This is a genomic window from Shouchella xiaoxiensis, assembly GCF_016907895.1.
In the GTDB taxonomy this organism is placed as follows: domain Bacteria; phylum Bacillota; class Bacilli; order Bacillales; family Bacillaceae_D; genus Shouchella; species Shouchella xiaoxiensis.
On record NZ_JAFBCV010000001.1, the window covers coordinates 629,502 to 646,221 of the forward strand.

General features: G+C 40.1%; 18 protein-coding genes. 16 read left to right on the plus strand and 2 right to left on the minus strand.

What is annotated here, in order from left to right; genetic code table 11:
* The first annotated feature begins 15 nt into the window (after positions 1-15).
* The 6 genes from JOC54_RS03220 to JOC54_RS03245 all read left to right on the plus strand — a co-directional run bounded on the left by JOC54_RS03220 (position 16) and on the right by JOC54_RS03245 (position 5,775).
* Complete coding sequence (locus tag JOC54_RS03220) at positions 16-741, plus strand: hypothetical protein (RefSeq protein ID WP_204464366.1); 726 nt, start codon at positions 16-18, stop codon at positions 739-741.
* A gap of 24 nt (positions 742-765) precedes the next feature.
* Positions 766-1,002: a protein YuzH gene (locus JOC54_RS03225; RefSeq protein ID WP_035419527.1), complete on the plus strand. Its 237-nt coding sequence runs from the start codon at positions 766-768 to the stop codon at positions 1,000-1,002.
* A gap of 240 nt (positions 1,003-1,242) precedes the next feature.
* Positions 1,243-2,010 (plus strand): DeoR/GlpR family DNA-binding transcription regulator, encoded by a 768-nt coding sequence (locus JOC54_RS03230; protein WP_367617755.1) that lies wholly within the window; start codon positions 1,243-1,245, stop codon positions 2,008-2,010.
* Between the two features lie 15 nt (positions 2,011-2,025).
* Positions 2,026-3,324, plus strand: coding sequence for a four-carbon acid sugar kinase family protein (locus tag JOC54_RS03235; protein WP_204464367.1), 1,299 nt, complete (start codon positions 2,026-2,028; stop codon positions 3,322-3,324).
* Between the two features lie 6 nt (positions 3,325-3,330).
* A complete protein-coding gene (pdxA, locus tag JOC54_RS03240; RefSeq protein WP_054794150.1) occupies positions 3,331-4,326 on the plus strand; it encodes a 4-hydroxythreonine-4-phosphate dehydrogenase PdxA in 996 nt (331 codons plus the stop codon).
* 81 nt (positions 4,327-4,407) lie between these two features.
* Positions 4,408-5,775 carry a GntP family permease gene (locus JOC54_RS03245; RefSeq protein WP_204464368.1) on the plus strand — a complete coding sequence of 456 codons (1,368 nt, stop codon included), beginning with the start codon at positions 4,408-4,410 and terminating at the stop codon, positions 5,773-5,775.
* Positions 5,776-5,853: 78 nt separating this feature from the next.
* On the opposite strand, the gene mreBH is transcribed toward JOC54_RS03245, so the two are convergent.
* Positions 5,854-6,861, minus strand: coding sequence for a rod-share determining protein MreBH (mreBH, locus tag JOC54_RS03250; RefSeq protein WP_204464373.1), 1,008 nt, complete (start codon positions 6,859-6,861; stop codon positions 5,854-5,856).
* A gap of 315 nt (positions 6,862-7,176) precedes the next feature.
* Here mreBH and JOC54_RS03255 point away from each other — a divergent pair, with 315 nt between their 5' ends.
* The 3 genes from JOC54_RS03255 (at position 7,177) to JOC54_RS03265 (ending at position 8,394) form a co-directional block, all read left to right on the plus strand.
* Positions 7,177-7,569, plus strand: coding sequence for a thiol-disulfide oxidoreductase DCC family protein (locus JOC54_RS03255; RefSeq protein ID WP_204464375.1), 393 nt, complete (start codon positions 7,177-7,179; stop codon positions 7,567-7,569).
* An 83-nt stretch (positions 7,570-7,652) separates the two neighbouring features.
* Positions 7,653-7,973: a hypothetical protein gene (locus JOC54_RS03260; protein ID WP_035422252.1), complete on the plus strand. Its 321-nt coding sequence runs from the start codon at positions 7,653-7,655 to the stop codon at positions 7,971-7,973.
* Between the two features lie 142 nt (positions 7,974-8,115).
* A complete protein-coding gene (locus tag JOC54_RS03265) occupies positions 8,116-8,394 on the plus strand; it encodes an AbrB/MazE/SpoVT family DNA-binding domain-containing protein (RefSeq protein ID WP_035422253.1) in 279 nt (92 codons plus the stop codon).
* Between the two features lie 50 nt (positions 8,395-8,444).
* Here the strand turns inward: JOC54_RS03265 and JOC54_RS03270 are convergent, their stop codons facing one another.
* Complete coding sequence (locus JOC54_RS03270) at positions 8,445-8,696, minus strand: hypothetical protein (RefSeq protein ID WP_035422255.1); 252 nt, start codon at positions 8,694-8,696, stop codon at positions 8,445-8,447.
* A 171-nt stretch (positions 8,697-8,867) separates the two neighbouring features.
* On the opposite strand from JOC54_RS03270, the gene JOC54_RS03275 reads away from it, so the two are divergent.
* From JOC54_RS03275 to JOC54_RS03305, 7 genes are all read left to right on the plus strand, one after another.
* Positions 8,868-9,635 (plus strand): ABC transporter ATP-binding protein, encoded by a 768-nt coding sequence (locus JOC54_RS03275; protein WP_035422277.1) that lies wholly within the window; start codon positions 8,868-8,870, stop codon positions 9,633-9,635.
* Entirely contained in the window at positions 9,607-11,535 is a 1,929-nt protein-coding gene (locus tag JOC54_RS03280) for an FtsX-like permease family protein (protein ID WP_204464377.1), read from the plus strand. Before JOC54_RS03275 ends, JOC54_RS03280 begins: the two co-directional genes overlap by 29 nt.
* 97 nt (positions 11,536-11,632) lie before the next feature.
* Positions 11,633-12,331 carry a response regulator transcription factor gene (locus JOC54_RS03285; protein WP_204464464.1) on the plus strand — a complete coding sequence of 233 codons (699 nt, stop codon included), beginning with the start codon at positions 11,633-11,635 and terminating at the stop codon, positions 12,329-12,331.
* A 1-nt stretch (position 12,332) separates the two neighbouring features.
* Positions 12,333-13,301 (plus strand): sensor histidine kinase, encoded by a 969-nt coding sequence (locus JOC54_RS03290; protein ID WP_204464380.1) that lies wholly within the window; start codon positions 12,333-12,335, stop codon positions 13,299-13,301.
* A 34-nt stretch (positions 13,302-13,335) separates the two neighbouring features.
* The gene (gene rnhA / locus JOC54_RS03295) at positions 13,336-13,968 is read left to right on the plus strand and encodes a ribonuclease H (RefSeq protein WP_204464381.1); all 633 of its coding nucleotides are present in this window, start codon (positions 13,336-13,338) and stop codon (positions 13,966-13,968) included.
* Positions 13,969-14,038: 70 nt separating this feature from the next.
* Positions 14,039-15,400, plus strand: coding sequence for an aldehyde dehydrogenase (locus JOC54_RS03300; RefSeq protein ID WP_204464382.1), 1,362 nt, complete (start codon positions 14,039-14,041; stop codon positions 15,398-15,400).
* 9 nt (positions 15,401-15,409) lie between these two features.
* Complete coding sequence (locus tag JOC54_RS03305) at positions 15,410-16,711, plus strand: lysine N(6)-hydroxylase/L-ornithine N(5)-oxygenase family protein (protein ID WP_204464384.1); 1,302 nt, start codon at positions 15,410-15,412, stop codon at positions 16,709-16,711.
* Positions 16,712-16,720 lie beyond the last annotated feature (9 nt).

Consider the following 16,720-nt stretch of genomic DNA (forward strand, 5'->3'; position numbering starts at 1 on the left):
AGAAAGGGAGTTTTGATGGAGAAACAACTATTCTTTACCAATAATGTGCAGACACATCACAAAAAAGAAGATGTGCTTCTTTACGAACCACATTGGCAACTAGGGATATTGGATAATGAACGAGAGCGAATGAAGCGACTTGAACGCATATTGGGAGTAGAGTCATCTAGATCTGAACAAGACTTAATTATGCAACTCCAACAAAGGCAGAGAAATGCCATTCAAGAGGCGCTGGATCATGGTGTTGTGACTGCCTGGGTCGGACCTTCAGCGGCTGAAGAGCTTGCTTTCATGGAAATTGCTGAAACGATGACCAACCTCGATCAGCTACGTCTCCGGGTTGTGTCAGGTCCCTTGCAATTACGAGAGCGTGCGGCTGAGTTATTCCGCGCGTTAGAAAAACAGGAGTCTTATTCTTCAAGTGAATGGCAGGAACTAGTTCCGCGCTTTAGCAAGGTTGAAAAGGGATTTATTATGGAGCGAGCTGAATTGTTCAAACCAATAGCTCGTGAAGAAACGTATTTTGACGCAGAGCTTTTGGCTATACTCTCTTTCCAAAGTGGACCAATGCCTCAAGCTAAATTGGTCGCAGAAGCTTATGCCAAACGCCCTGATTTACCTGTGCCGTTTTATCTACAAAGATTAAAGGCTTTAGTAGCTAACAACACTATTCACTTAACGACAGAAGGGCTTCTGCTGAATGATAGGTTTGAATCTACCAATGAACGGTCATTACAATAGGAAAAGACAAAGGGTATGATACAAATGGAGCTAAGTTCTTATTCCTATTGGAAACGAAATCAACTAAAAGCCATTTTTAGCCGATTTCCAAGTTCAGTTGTTACGTTTCGGTTTATTGGCTCTTATTATTTTGTCTACTCTGTCCGTTGGTCTGAAAATGACCCAATTGTCATTCGATCAGATTTAGAAGAAATGGAGCTGCTTATAAATCGAGAATTAGGACTGGAGCATCGTTACCAGCAAAGAAAGAGACGAATCTAAAAGTCTGATTAACAGACCTTATAGATTCGTCTCTTTTTATGCAATTAGCAGTATTGTTAAGATAATGTTTCTTTTTAACAGTTTGGTTTTCTAAACAGACGATTTATGTTGCTAAGGATCAAAAAATCCCTAGTATTTTGTTATAATTAACTATAAATGAACATAAAATGATTATAATTAACATTTTTATGTTGACTTATGTCGAAAATTGTTTTAAATTAACAATGAAAGGTGTTATAAATGAACATGAAAGCTAAAGAGAGACAATCATTTATTCAAAACTATCTCGAGCTGCACGGTAAAGTTGAAATAGATGAACTTGCAGAGCAGCTACAAGTATCACAAATGACAATACGAAGAGATTTAACCCAGCTTGAAGCAGAGAATCAAGTTATTCGCACGCCAGGTGGAGCCGTTCCACAAAAAGCACTAATACGGGAAACGCCGTATGCGCGTAAAGAAATTGAGCATTTACAAGCGAAAAGAAACATCGCTCAGAAAGCAATCTCTCTTATTGAGTCAGATTCGACTATTTTGTTAGATTCTGGTACGACAACACTTGAGGTAGCGAGGCTGCTAAAAGATCGCTCAGATTTAACAATCATAACCAATGATATAAAAATTGCTGCGGAGCTGGTTCATTCTTCCGTCACTTGTATTGTGACTGGCGGTGAAGTACAGTCTGAAGTCGGTGCACTGTATGGGAGTCAAGCGCAAACACTGATTCAGTCCATTCATGTTGATTTGTTTTTGTTAGGCGCACATGCGGTTGATGCTACAGCTGGTGTAATGGCACCTACGCTTGAAAAAGCAAAAATGAAGCAATTAATGATTGAAGCAGCGAGGGAAACATGGTTGCTTTGTGATTCGAGTAAATTTGAACAGAAGGCATTTGCTCACGTGAGTCAACTTGATAAAGTTGCAGGTATTATTACTGATTCAACTCTTTCCGCAAGTGAACTTGAACACTATCATGAGAATGTTCTACAGGTCCGCTTAGACAAATAAAAGGGGGACGAAGAGATGAAGGTTGGTGTCATTGCTGATGATTTAACTGGTGCAAATGCATCTGGAGTTAAGTTAGTCAAACAAGGGTTTCAAGCAACAACAATTGTTCATAGTGCGAACCTTCCAGCAAACAGCTATTTTGATGCCGTCATTATGGACACAGATAGTCGCTACATTGACCAAACAATTGCAAAGCAGCGGGTCAGACGGGCAATGAATGAGCTTGTCGCTTGGGGAGCCGAATTATTTACGAAGCGAATTGACAGTACGTTTCGAGGAAACATAGGTGCTGAAATTGATGAGATGCTCGCGTTGCTGCCGACTGATGCAATTAGTGTTGTCATGCCGTCTTTTCCGGACTCAGGAAGAACGATGGCAGGTGGTTATTTATTGCTAGACGGTGTACCGTTGCAAGAAACATATGTATCAAAAGACCCAATCGCACCTATTACAGAGTCGTTTATTCCAGACCTACTCACTGAACAAACAACACATAAGGTTGGATTTGTTCAACTAAGCACGGTTATGAAAGCGGAGCCAGACATTCTTGAAGCAATACAATCAGAAATAAATAAAGGTCATCGAGTAGTGGTCATTGATGCAGTGACTACTGAGCAGGTTGAAAATGTAGCAACCGCATTAACGTTGCTTAAACAAACGGTCCTCTGCGCGGACCCAGGCCCGTTAACCGCAAGTTATGCCCGAGCAATGTTGCAAAAAGAACAACAAAATGGAACGATTCTTGTCTCAGTCGGAAGTGCAACAAGTTTAACTGGTGAGCAGCTATCCTATTTAATTGACAAAACAGGATCAACGCCTGTATATGTTGATCCCGAACAGCTGGCTAGTTATACGGAGACATGGGATGAAGAAGTAGAGCGGGCAACACAAGCCGCGCTCGACCAAGCCAAGTCAGACAGGATCCTTATTGTGACAACGCATAAAAATGGTCAAAAGCTTGTTCCATTAAAAGAGAAAGCAGTAGTTGAAGGTAAGAGTGCAGATGCTCTTGCAAAGCGTATTACCGATGGGCTAGCAACGATTAGTCGGAAATTGCTTACACAAGAACAAATGACATTTGCTGGCTGCTTTACGAGTGGTGGAGATGTAACCGCTTCTGTTTGTGCATTAGGTCGCGCGAACGGAATTGCACTAAAAGATGAAGTGATGCCACTTGCAGCATACGGAACATTTGATGGTGGTTATTTCGATGGACTGCCGATTGTGACTAAAGGTGGTCTGATTGGCGATAAGAAAGCCATTTATGAATGTGTGAAATTTATTGATCAAGTAACAATTAAAACAGGAGGCTGATGAAACATGAAACCAATTATTGCTGTTACAATGGGCGACCCAGCAGGGATAGGACCGGAAATTACGCTAGGATCTTTAAATAAGAAAGAAATCTATGACATCTGTACACCAGTTGTTATTGGTAATGCGAGAGTATTAGAAAGCTTATTTGAAGTAAAAGAAGTTGATTTAAAGATTAATCTAATTGAAAAAACAAGTGAAGCAAAAGGAGAATATGGAACGATTGATTTAATCGATTTCCCAGATCTACCAGAGTATGAGTTTGGTCAGGTGAATGCAGCAAATGGTTCAGCGGCATTTGAATACATCAAATATGCGGCAGAGCTTTGCCAGTCAAATGAAGCACAAGCGATGGCAACAGCACCAATAAATAAAGAATCGTTAAAAGCGGCAAAGGTTCCTTACATTGGACATACGGAGATGCTTGCTGGTGTTGCAAAGATTGATGATCCGTTGACAATGTTTGAAGTTCGTAACATGCGCATCTTCTTCTTAACGAGACATTTGTCACTAAAAGACGCAATTGGCCAAATGACAAAAGAGCGTGTCCACGATTATTTAGTTCGTTGTGATGCAGCGTTACAAAAGCTAGGTGTTGAAAACCGTACATTTGCAGTTGCGGGATTAAATCCACATAGCGGGGAAAATGGCTTATTTGGAACAGAGGAAATGGATGAGATTAAGCCCGGTATTGAGCTTGCTCAAAAGAGTGGAATTGACGCTGTTGGTCCGGTTCCGGCTGACTCAGTCTTCTTCCAAGCATTAAATGGGCGCTACGATGCCGTTCTTTCTCTTTATCATGATCAAGGTCATATTGCAGCAAAAATGACAGATTTTCACCGCACGATTTCAATTACAAATGGTCTACCATTCTTAAGAACATCTGTTGATCATGGAACAGCGTTTGATATTGCCGGTCAAGGGATTGCAAGCTCGGTTAGCATGGAAGAATCCATTAAGCTAGCAGCTAAATATGCACCACATTTCGTTGGGCAAGAATAAATGTTTATGTGAAGGGCTGATTATCAGTCCTTCATGATTTAACTACAATTAAAGCGCTTACGCGTGTTGGGGGATAGGATTATGGATGTATCTGGTACGCAAATGATTATTGGACTTGCTATTGCAATTATTGTTCTGATTTTCTTAGTTGTCAAAACAAAGGTTCACGTCTTTTTAGCCTTAATCATTGCAGCATCAATTACAGGTCTTGTAGGGGGAATGACACCGACAGCGGTTGTTGATGCGATCACACAAGGATTTGGAAATACATTAGGCTCTATCGCAATTGTTATCGGTTTTGGAGTGATGATGGGGCGCATTCTCGAAGTATCAGGTGCGGCAGAACGGTTAGCTTACACAGTCGTAAAGTGGTTAGGAAAACGAAAAGAAGAATGGGCTATGGCTGTTACTGGCTATATTGTCTCCATTCCAATCTTTGTTGATTCTGCATTTATTATTTTAAGTCCACTTGCGAAAGCGCTATCAAAGAAGACTGGACGCTCGATTGTAACGCTTGCAGTGGCGTTAGCTGGTGGTGCGGTTGTTATTCATAGTGCTGTCCCACCAACACCGGGTCCTTTAGGTGTAGCTGGAATTTTTGGAATTGACATCGGCTGGATGATTATTACAGGTATGTTGTTTGGTATTCCGATTGTGATTTCAATGGTACTTTATGCGAAGTGGCTTGGAAAACGAATCTATCAAATACCGAGTGATGATGGACTAGATTGGATCCGTCCCGAAGAAGAAATTACGATTGAAGACTGGATTGGAGAAAAAGAAAGCAAAGATTTACCGTCATTGCTACGTTCGGCCTTGCCGATTTTTGTGCCTGTCTTTTTAATCTTTTTAAATACAACAACCGCAGCGATGGGACTATCAGGGATGTGGGTCGAGTATGTCCAGTTCTTCGGATCGCCAATTATTGCGGTCGGTATTGGGGTACTCCTCGCCATTTATGGTTTATTTGGACACGTTCAACGTTCAGAAGCTTTAGATCGAATGGAGGAAGGCATTAAACAAGCAGGTATCGTCCTGCTCGTAACAGGAGCAGGTGGAGCGCTAGGTTTCGTACTTCGGACAACAGGTGTTGGTGATCATATTGCTGATATTGTTGTGAATACAGGTATTCCAGCAATCTTGTTACCGTTTGTGGTTGCCACGCTTGTACGCTTTATTCAAGGTAGTGGAACAGTTGCCATGATTACAGCTGCTTCAATTACCGCACCGATTTTAGCTGGCATGGATGTGAACATGATATTAGCTGCTCAAGCTGCAGCTCTCGGATCATTGTTTTTCTCTTACTTTAATGACAGCTTATTCTGGGTGGTAAACCGTACTATTGGAATTAAACAAGCGAAAGAACAAATTCTTGTGTGGTCGGTACCAACTACAATTGCTTGGTTTGTATCACTTATTTTGCTCATTATTGCAGACTTTTTCTTTTAAGAGTAGAGGCGTAATCACTAAATAAAACAGATATAGAAAAAGCGCACGGTCAATACTAGACCGATGCGCTTTTTCAAATTAAACCGTCGCTTTTTGAAGCTTGTCAATAAAGGATAGAGAGCGACCTGTACCAATGGCAACGGATTCTAGCGGATTGGCTGCGACATGGACTGGGACAAAGATTTCATCTGCAATCCAGTCTTGTAAACCGTTTAGCAGTGCTCCTCCTCCTGTTAATAAAACACCGCGATCGACAATGTCACCACTAAGTTCTGGTGGGCAGTCTTCTAATGTCGCTCGAAGCGCCTCTAATAACTGCAGCAATAGCTCACTCATCGCCTCTTGAATTTCAGCTGAGTGAAGTTCAATCGTTTTAGGTAAACCATTGACGAGATCTCGTCCACGCACTTCCATTGTCATTCGTTCATGATCAATCGGCGCATGTCCAATTTCCATTTTAATTTGTTCAGCTGTCCGCTCTCCAATTAAAATGTTATACGTTTTGCGGACATACTGAATAATGGCTTCATCCAGCTTGTCTCCGCCAACGCGGACAGATTTTGAAGACACAACGCCACCGTAAGAAATGATTGCTACTTCCGTTGTTCCACCACCGATGTCAACTACTACGTTGGCAGTCGGCTCTTCTACTGGCAAGTCAGCACCTATTGCTGCCGCGACAGGTTCTTCAATAATGTGAACGTTCTTCGCACCACAGCTACGAACCGCATCTAAAATCGCACGACGTTCAACAGAAGTGGAACCTGTAGGGGCACATACAACAACGTTTGGTTTACGCAAGGCAAGACCCATATTCTTGCTCGCTTTACGCATAATTTCTTTAAGTAGGCTTGCAGTTACATCAAAATCGGCAATAACACCATCTCGAAGCGGTCTTACTGCAACAATATGTGAAGGCGTCTTACCAACCATTGCTTTAGCTTCAATTCCAATTGCAAGTACAGCTCGTGTATCCGTATTTAAAGCGACAACTGAAGGTTCGTTTAAAATAATTCCTTTATCCTTACTGTATACAAGAATGTTCGCTGTTCCTAAATCAATTCCAATTTGAGCAGTTGAAAACATACAAAAGTCACCACATTTCTTCCATAATCATCAATAGCTGTAAGTGTAACAAGTAGCGCTCAAAAGGAAAAGGGGAAAAGGATGGAAATAACGTTGCAACTGGGTGCTAAAAACTGAGACCTAGTGCCTGTTTTGTCACAGAAACGTAATGAATTGCCTGTATGAGGTGTCTCAAAAGGTGGGGGAAGGGGCAAAAATCTTTTAGAATGAATCGCAATTTCACATAGTATAGTTTTCCATGCCCCAAGCCTGTTTTTGTAACCCTTTTTCCATGCACCAATCTATGGTAGACTCGAATTAAGAAGGAGGGATCGTATGAGTGGAATCATTTTATTTGATGGCGTTTGTAATTTATGCAATCAAGCCGTAGACTTTGTGATCAAACAGGATAAAAAAGGCTATTACCAGTTCGCTTCTTTACAATCAGAGAGTGGTCAACGCTTAAAAAAAGAATACGGGATTCCTGACCATATTGATTCAATGATTGTTATTGAAAACAATCGTGCCTTTTCTAAAAGCGATGCTGCAATAAAGATTGTTCCAAAGCTGAGTTTTTACTGGCAACCCGCTAGGTTAGCTATTTTAATTCCGCGCCCTATCCGCAATCGATTGTACGAATGGATTGCTAAAAATCGCCTACGTTGGTTTGGTGAGAAAGAAACATGCCGGTTACCTAGTCCATCTGAACGAGAACGATTTCTTCCATGATTGCATTCAATAATCGACTGCGAAAATCATGTTATTCGATAAAATTATGTTATAATTGAAAAAAGTAAGAGGGGGCAACTACGGTGAATCAAAATGAACTCCACCAATACCTTGAGAAAAAATTAACAGAAGCAAAAACACAATTTGAACGAACAATAGATTGCAAGCATACGTCTTTTGATGATCTTTATCCCTATATGACAGAACAGCCGCAGTTTTTTTGGTATAAGAGGTATGTGGCGTGGCAGGAGCTTCTCACGCTCGTTCAAATTGCAGCCGAGTCAGAATTTGATTGGGAACTATTGTTTTCGAAAAAACAAGGAGCATACATTGAAACAAAAGTGTTAGATGCAAAAGTCCTTGATAACTGGTATGAACAATCGACCGCTGATTCAGCTCAGTAAAGCACTGGCCCTTAAGGGTCAGTGCTTTTAACATGAATAAATAAATTCCCAAAGTTAAATTTTCTGAAAAAGGTGGTATACAAGGCGTTATCATGGTTTAATAACTAGAGAGAATTTTTTCATTTTTAAAGGAGGCGTAAGAATGAAAGCTACCGGGATTGTACGAAAAGTGGATCAATTGGGCAGGGTTGTTCTACCAAAAGAATTACGAAGTACTATGGGTATTGATATTGGCACGCCGCTAGAAGTATACGTTGAAAATGACAAAGTAATCGTTCAAAAATATGCACCAAGTATGAAAACGTGCATGGTATCTGGAGAGTCGTCGGACGAGCATTACCTTCTCGCCAATGGTCATGTTGTCTTAAGCAAGCAAGCTGCGCATGATTTACTAAAAGAACTATCAGAAAAAGTAGGATAATATAAAATTTCAGGCAATGATCCAAACATCTCTTTTGGGTCATTGCTTTTTTAAAGTAGCGTTATAGAAGCATGATCTTGATTGTATATTTCCTTTACTGGTTCTCCGATGTCTTCTTCGAGTTCTTCGCGTGTGGGCAATTCATCATAGTTTTGGATTATAGCAAAATTTTGAAGAGATAGTAATAAAAAGGGGTACTTATCACCTGTATCAATGGCAAGCAAAAATAGGTTGTTATTTTCAGTACATATGAAATTGCCAGCTCCATCAACAGAGCGTTTGCTTTCTACATGTATTTCCATTTTCGTTGCTCCTTCCTTTTATGTAGTCTCGACAAATAAAAAAGACTTGATACCTACATAAGTTTTCTTACAAAAATGTAAGGAAGCTGTTAGTAAAATCAATAGTTTTTAAAAGAAAATATCTTTATGCTTAAACAAAATAAAGACTACAAATTGCTAAGAGGTGAAGGGATGTTAACGCTCGAAAACATAAGCAAAATTTATCAAGGAAGACTACCTTATCAAGCATTGGAAGACGTATCTTTCTCGATGAGTGCAGGAGAGTTTGTTGCTGTAATGGGTCCATCTGGGAGTGGAAAGTCGACCTTGCTTAATCTTATCGGAACGACAGACAGCCTTTCATCTGGAGAGGTTTTCGTAAACCAGCGGCCTATTAAAGCCTTGTCGAAAAATGAGCTTGCTGATTTTCGGAGAACAACGCTTGGGTTTGTGTTTCAGCAGTTTCATCTATTAGATACATTGACCGTGGAAGAGAACATCGTCCTCCCGCTTACATTAGGCAGGTACGGGATAAAAGAGATGGAACAACGCAGTGATACAATGTTAACCCGGTTGGGCCTAAAGGAACACGCTAAAAAGCGTACATATGAACTATCAGGTGGACAAGCGCAACGAGTGGCGATCGGACGTGCGCTCATTCATAAACCGAAGCTTGTTCTCTGTGATGAGCCAACAGGAAACCTAGATACGAAGTCCTCAAAAGAAGTGTTGCAATTGTTAGCCGAGATTCGTCTTGAAGAAGAAACGACGATTCTAATGGTTACTCATGATGCACTTGCTGCAAGTTATTGCGACCGAGTCTTGTTTTTAAAAGATGGGAGATTGTATAACGAACTATACCGACCAACGAAACAAGGGGATTTTTATCAACAGATCTCAAATGTGCTTATATCTCTAGGAGGCACTGAAGATGACTTTTCGTCAGTTCGCTTTTCGTAATAGTTGGCGGAATAAGTCAACCTATCTCGCTTTCTTTTTTGCGAGCGTGTTTTCAATCTTTGTTTTTTTTAGCTTTTCTATGCTCCTTAATCATCCACAAATAGAAATTGGCTACATTTCAAGAATTGGTTATTTCGGATTGTATTTAGCGCGAATCGTTGTGTTTCTTTTCTCAGGATTTTTTGTTCTCTATTCTTTAGGTGCTTTTCTTCAAGTGAGAAAAAAGGAATTTGGACTACTAACAATGCACGGTATGAGATTGAGTCAGCTCCGTAAATTAATTTTCATTGAAAACAGCATGATGGGGGGTATTGCCTTACTAGTTGGTATCGTAGCGGGTCTTTGTTTTATGAAGCTGTTTTTACTCGTAGGTGAGACAATGCTCGGAATTACCCACCTTCCGTTTTACTTTCCGTGGATGACCATTGGAATAACAACGCTCATGTACGGAATCTTATTTCTAGTTGTATCATCCATCTCAACGTACATGATCCGCGTTAACGAAGTGAAAGAACTGCTACATGGAACGTCAAAACCAAAACCTTATCCTAAGACGAGTCTGATTTTAGTAGTGATAGCAATCGTTTCAATTGGCTATGGCTATTACCGATCTACGATAACGAACTCAATTGATTTAGGAAAAGACTTAATTATTGTTGCCCCTCTTATTATAATAGGGACTTACTTTTTATTTACACAAGCGAGCGTGCTTATTGTAAAACGATTTCAGCAGAAAAAAAGGCGTCATTGGAAGAAAACACGCTTACTCTTGGCATCTAACCTACTGTTCAAATTAAAAGATAATAGCCGTATTTACTTTTTAGTCACAATTGTAACTACTGGCGCAATGAGCGCGGTGGGGGCAGTTGCTTCTTTGTCAACAATTGCGGACCAAGAAGTAGCTGGTCAGCCGTTTGCTTTTTCATATGTTAGTGGGAATATTCATGATGCCAGTCGCCCTGCTTCAGAGCGCTCCAATGTGAATTATGATGGCAGACGAGAATCGGATCTGGCGATGTTAGAGTCGAATTTACAGAAAGCAAATTTGGATTACTCGTTTTTTTCTACACCTGTAAAAGGAATGGAAAGCGAATCGTCAGGTCAGTCAATCGCTTTATTCTCGGAAACTTCCTATAATGAAGCAATGGGCATTATAGGTCGGGAAACTGTGTCAATTGGTAAAGGAGGAGCTGCACTGATACCAGCTTTTCTTGATTCGGTTCAGAGCCTTCGAGACAGGCGCATAGGTGAAACCGTTTCCCTATTGCATCATGACACCCCTTTTTTGATCGACGATGTAGTTGAACGTCCATTAATCCCTGATACGCTTTTAGGAGGAAACTTAATTGTTTTAAATGATCGAGACTATGCAGCAATCACACCAAACGTAATGCTACAGTTTGACGGTTTTTTTGTACCGAATTGGCGAGAAGTAGAAGGCCTTGATAATAACTTGCGAAGCGAGCGTACGCAGTATGCCAATGTAGCAGATCGATATGTTGAACGAATGGAACTGTATTCCACAATGATACTCATCGCCGTAATGACTGGACTCGTATTCTTTTTAACAGGGGGAAGCTTTCTGTATTTTCGGATCTACACAGATCTTAAAGAAGATCAAAAGCGCTTTTTAATCTTAAAAAAACTTGGTTTAACAGAACAAGAGATGAGGAGACTGGTTTCATTAGAAACAGCAATCTTATTTTTTCTTCCATTTGTTGTTGCTACGGTTCATGCGGCTTTTGCTTTTATAGCTTTGCAAACGATGTATGCTTTAAGTATCCATTCATCCATGTTAATCGTGTTGATGATATTTACTGTTGCACAATTAATTTATTTTTTCATAATGAAACAGAACTATACAAACCGGCTCTTACGTCAAATAGAATGGGAAGAATAGAAGGTGGGAATGCATGGTATGAATGCATTCCCACCTTTTTGATCTATGACTCATACGAATTATCAAGTATGCTAATAGGATGATACGAAAGGGTGCGATGATCGTGACTAAGAAAATAGTAATTGTAGAAGATGACCAGCGGTTAAGTGACTTGTTGCGAGAAAAGTTGACTCGATTCCAGTTTGACGTTGTTTGTCATGACGGAAGTAGTGATTTATTATTTTTAATTGAAAAGGAGTCTCCTTCATTAATTTTACTTGATGTGAACCTACCTAGCTTTGATGGGTTTTATTGGTGTAATCAGATAAGGTTAAAAACAACGTGTCCGATTCTATTCATCTCCGCCAGAGATTCGAATCAAGATCAAGTACGGGCGCTTGAAAATGGCGGAGACGATTACATAACAAAACCGTTTGCGACCGAACTGCTAGTCGCAAAAGTAAGAAGTCATCTGAGGCGGTCATATGGTGCATACGCAGAAACAAAAGAGCAAGCGATTATTTGTGAGGAGCTCATTTTATATAAAAAGAAGCTACTAGTTGAATTCAAACAAGAGAGAAGCCCTCTTTCTTATAAAGAAGCAAATTTACTCGAATTAGTCATGTCAAGTTATCCAGAAGTAGTCGATCGCAAAAAAATACTTGCAACGCTATGGGATGAGAGTGAGTTTATCGATGAGAATACATTAAGTGTTAATGTTACTCGTGTACGAAAACAATTAAATTCGATTAAGGCGCCACATCAAATTATTGCCGTGCGCGGAGTAGGTTATCGGCTTAAAGTAGGAGAACCATAATATGAAATTGTTCATTCATGATCATTTACTCTTAATCTCGTTCTATTTTGTGCAGCTAGCGATTATCTGTTTTCTCGTCTATTCTGGTACAGATATAAGTGTAGCTTTAATTCTATATGGCGCTTTCTTGAGTATCTTAATCTTGTGTATTTACTTGAGCGTTCGCTTTTATCAACTTAAAACATTTTATGGTAAACTTGAGCAACAAGATATTCAATTAAATGACTGGGAAATTGATGGTGTTGGACCACTGGTACGGGCTCAAAATAAGATGATGTCTACCGTCTACCGACTTCAGCAAGACGAGATTCAGCAATTGCAAATGGAAAAACGACGACATATTCAATTTATGAATCAATGGGTCCATCAAATGAAAACACCGGTGTCCGTGTTGGAAATGATTGCGGAAGACCATCCAGAGTCAACTAGTCTTGAGCAAGAAATTACTCGATTGCATAAAGGATTATCACTTGCATTACATACGGCACGTTACTCTCAATTTGACAAAGACTACCATATCGATAAGGTGAATGTCGCAGTACTTGTCAAAAAAATTGTTCAAGAAAATAAACGTCTTTTCATTCAAAAGGAATTATATCCCAAGATACTGATTCCAGAGGATTATGTCACACATACGGACTCAAAGTGGTTATCTTTCATGATTGAGCAACTTATTTTAAATGCTGTAAAGTACAGCTATGAACAAACGACGATTACGATTAGACTGGATCAAGACAGCTTGTCAATTGTAGATGAAGGAATTGGCATCGCAAAGCAAGATTTACCAAGCGTAATGAATGCTTTTTATACAGGTTCAAATGGTCGGTTATTTGGTGAATCAACAGGAATGGGTCTTTATTTAGTTGAAAATCTAGCTAAAAAGTTATCAATGAGTGTAGAAGTACAATCTAAGCTAGGTGTAGGGACAATTGCTCAATTAAAGCTTCATGTTAAAAGAAAAAACGAATAAAGAAAAATGTATGTCGAAAGGAAGAATTCAAGAAATGGCAAAACAAAAATACTACGTGGTTTGGAAAGGCCGGAAAACAGGAATCTTTCTTTCATGGTCAGAATGTGAAGCGCAAGTGAAAGGGTTTACTGGAGCACGATTTAAATCCTTTCCAACTTTAGCAGAGGCAGAATCTGCTTTAAATGGAGGAACAAAGCGGACGGGAAGTTCAAGTTCCACAAAAAGCTTTAAGCAGAAAAAAGCAACGCCTGCAGACCCAGTGATTTGGGAGAGTATTAGTGTTGATGTAGGTAGTCATGGAAATCCAGGCCGCGTTGAATACAAAGGTGTCGATACGAAGAGTGGCGAAGTGATTTTTGAAAAAGAACCAATTGCGATGGGAACGAATAACATGGGCGAGTTCTTGGCAATTGTCCACGGACTTGCTTACTTAAAAAATGAACAGTCGTCTAAACCTGTTTATTCTGATTCAAAAACAGCAATCGGCTGGGTCAAAAAGAAGAAAGCCAATTCAACGTTAAAGCGCACAGCAGAAACCGAAGAAATTTGGACACTTGTTGAACGAGCTGAACAATGGCTTAAAGACAATCCGAATCATAACCCGATCTATAAATGGGATACGGCAACATATGGAGAAATTAAAGCCGATTATGGCCGGAAATCATAAAGAGCGGTTAAGAACGGCTAACAAAGGGTAAAACCTAAAGAGATCGAATGAAGGAAAGGACGTGCTAGAGATGTATGAAACGCTAAAAAGTGTCCAACAAGAATATGTATTTTCAGGGGCAACAAAATCAGCTTCCTTTCGTAAGAAACAACTAACGAAATTAAAGAATATGTTAATCCAACATGAAGAAGAATTTCTTCAAGCCGTTAACAAAGATTTGAACAAACAAGAAACAGAAGCATTTATGATGGAGATTGGCAATGTTCATCAAGAGATTACACATGCAATTGATTCACTTGATGAATGGATGGAACCAGTAAAGGTTAAGACACCTGTTAGTCATACAGGGTCAAAAAGCTATATTCTTTCAGAACCTTATGGCAGTGTTCTAATCATTGCTCCTTGGAATTATCCGATCCAGCTAACCTTTTCCCCCTTAGTAGGTGCTCTTGCAGCGGGTAATTGCGCAGTAGTCAAGCCGTCTGAACTAACACCACATACGTCAAGTGCTATAGCCGGAGCCATTAGGGCTACGTTCCCTCAGGAAATTGTATCAGCTGTTGAAGGCGATGCAAAAACAGCCGAAGCACTACTTGACCAGCCGTTTGACTATATCTTCTTCACGGGAAGTGTTGCGGTAGGGAAAATCGTGATGGAAAAAGCTGCTAAACATTTAACTCCACACACGCTTGAACTAGGTGGTAAGAGCCCAGCAATTGTCACAGAAGATGCAAAGCTAGATCTTGCCGCCAAGCGAATTGCTTGGGGGAAGTTTACTAACGCTGGTCAAACATGTATTGCACCAGATTACGTCCTCGTTCATGAAAGTGTTCACGATAAGTTTTTAAAGAAATTGCAAGATCACACATATGAAATGTTTGCTGATAAAACGAAAAATGGTACCTTTACTCAAATTGTGAATGAAAAGCATTTTAATCGGCTTTATCACTATTTAGATAATGGGCATGTGGTTTTAGGCGGGCAATATTCTAAAGAAAATCGATTAATCTCCCCAACAATCTTGACCAATGTTTCTTGGAATTCGCCAATTATGCAAGACGAAATTTTTGGGCCTATCCTGCCTGTCTTTACGTATAAATCCTCTTCTGAGGCATTAATGCGCGTTCGCTCATTACCGAATCCGCTTGCTTTGTATGTGTTCTCAGAAAGAGAAGCCAGCCAGCAACTGTTCACTGAACAACTCTCTTTTGGTGGAGGCTGTATTAACGACACATTAATGCATGTGGCAAATCCTTATCTTCCATTTGGTGGCAAGGGACCAAGCGGGATTGGTGCCTATCATGGGTTTGAAAGTTTTCGAACCTTCTCTCACCAAAAAGGGATGTTAAAGCAAACAACGAAATTCGATATGCCTCTTAGGTATAAACAGGGCAAGCTCGCAAATAAAATGATACGAAATGTATTTAAGTAGGAGTAGAAAATGGAACAGTCGTATGACGTCATCGGGATCGGAATCGGTCCATTTAACCTAGGTTTGGCAGCGTTATTAGAAGAAAAAACAACTTTATCTACTGCTTTTTTTGATGAAACCGATGTATTTCAATGGCATCCTGGGATGCTGTTAGATGGAACGGATTTGCAGGTCCCTTTTTTAGCTGACTTAGTGACATTTGCAAATCCAAGGAGTAAATACACTTTCTTGAATTACGCCCACATCCATGAACGGTTAATGACTTTTTTCTTTTTTAATCGATTTGACGTTCCGCGGCTTGAGTACAACGCTTACTGCCAATGGGTGTCTCAACAGCTAGAAAACTGTCATTTTGGAACGCGTGTAGAAAATGTTGTTTATGAAGCAAATAAAAAGCGATACAAAGTGGAGCTTCTAGTAAAAGGAAAAGATATCAAACGAGTCGTTTATGCAAATCATCTTGTCGTTGGGACGGGAAGTACCCCCCTAGTTCCAGGCGACATGGCTGAGCAATTAAATGATGATATTATTCATTCAAGTGTATACGGACACCATGAAGAAGACATCAAAGCAGCGAGAGTAGTAACCGTCGTTGGTTCTGGACAAAGTGCAGCTGAAATATTTTATAAACTACTTCATGCACAACCAGAGCATGACTACGAGTTAAGCTGGTTCACGCGTTCAGCAGGATTTTTCCAGTTAGAAGATTCAAAAGTGGGCCAAGAGCTATTCTCACCGTCCTATGTAGATTATTTTCATGATCTTCCTTATGAGGCAAGAAAAGAAGCCTTACCGTTACTTGGGAATTTGCGCAACGGCGTTCAACAAAAAACGTTGCACAAAATTTACGATTTGCTTTACCATCGAAGCATTCATACGAATCGTTCGCCTGCGCTTATCCAAGCTGCAATTGAAGTGGATTCGATTGAAAAAAGCGGCCCACGTTCTTATAAACTTATCGGAAAGCAGTGGCAGCAGCAAAAAGAATTTTCCCATCAAACAGAGAAGGTTGTTTTAGCAACAGGATACAAACCTGCTATTCCTAAGTGGCTTGAAGCAATGAAAAGTGATTTGGTAATGGAAAGCGACAAAGAATTTGCTGTAACGCGTAATGCCGAGCTTAAGTTCAAAGAAAAACGTTCTAATCGAATCTTTACGTTAACGAATTTAGAACACGGTCTTGGTACAAGCGCAACCAATTTAGGGCTTTCGGTCGAACGGAATGCGCGCATCGTAAATGAACTTGTTGGGGAAACGGTTTATCAAACGAGTCCAGGTCCTGTATTTCAACGTTTTTCTGAAGAAGGATGATTCCTTCTT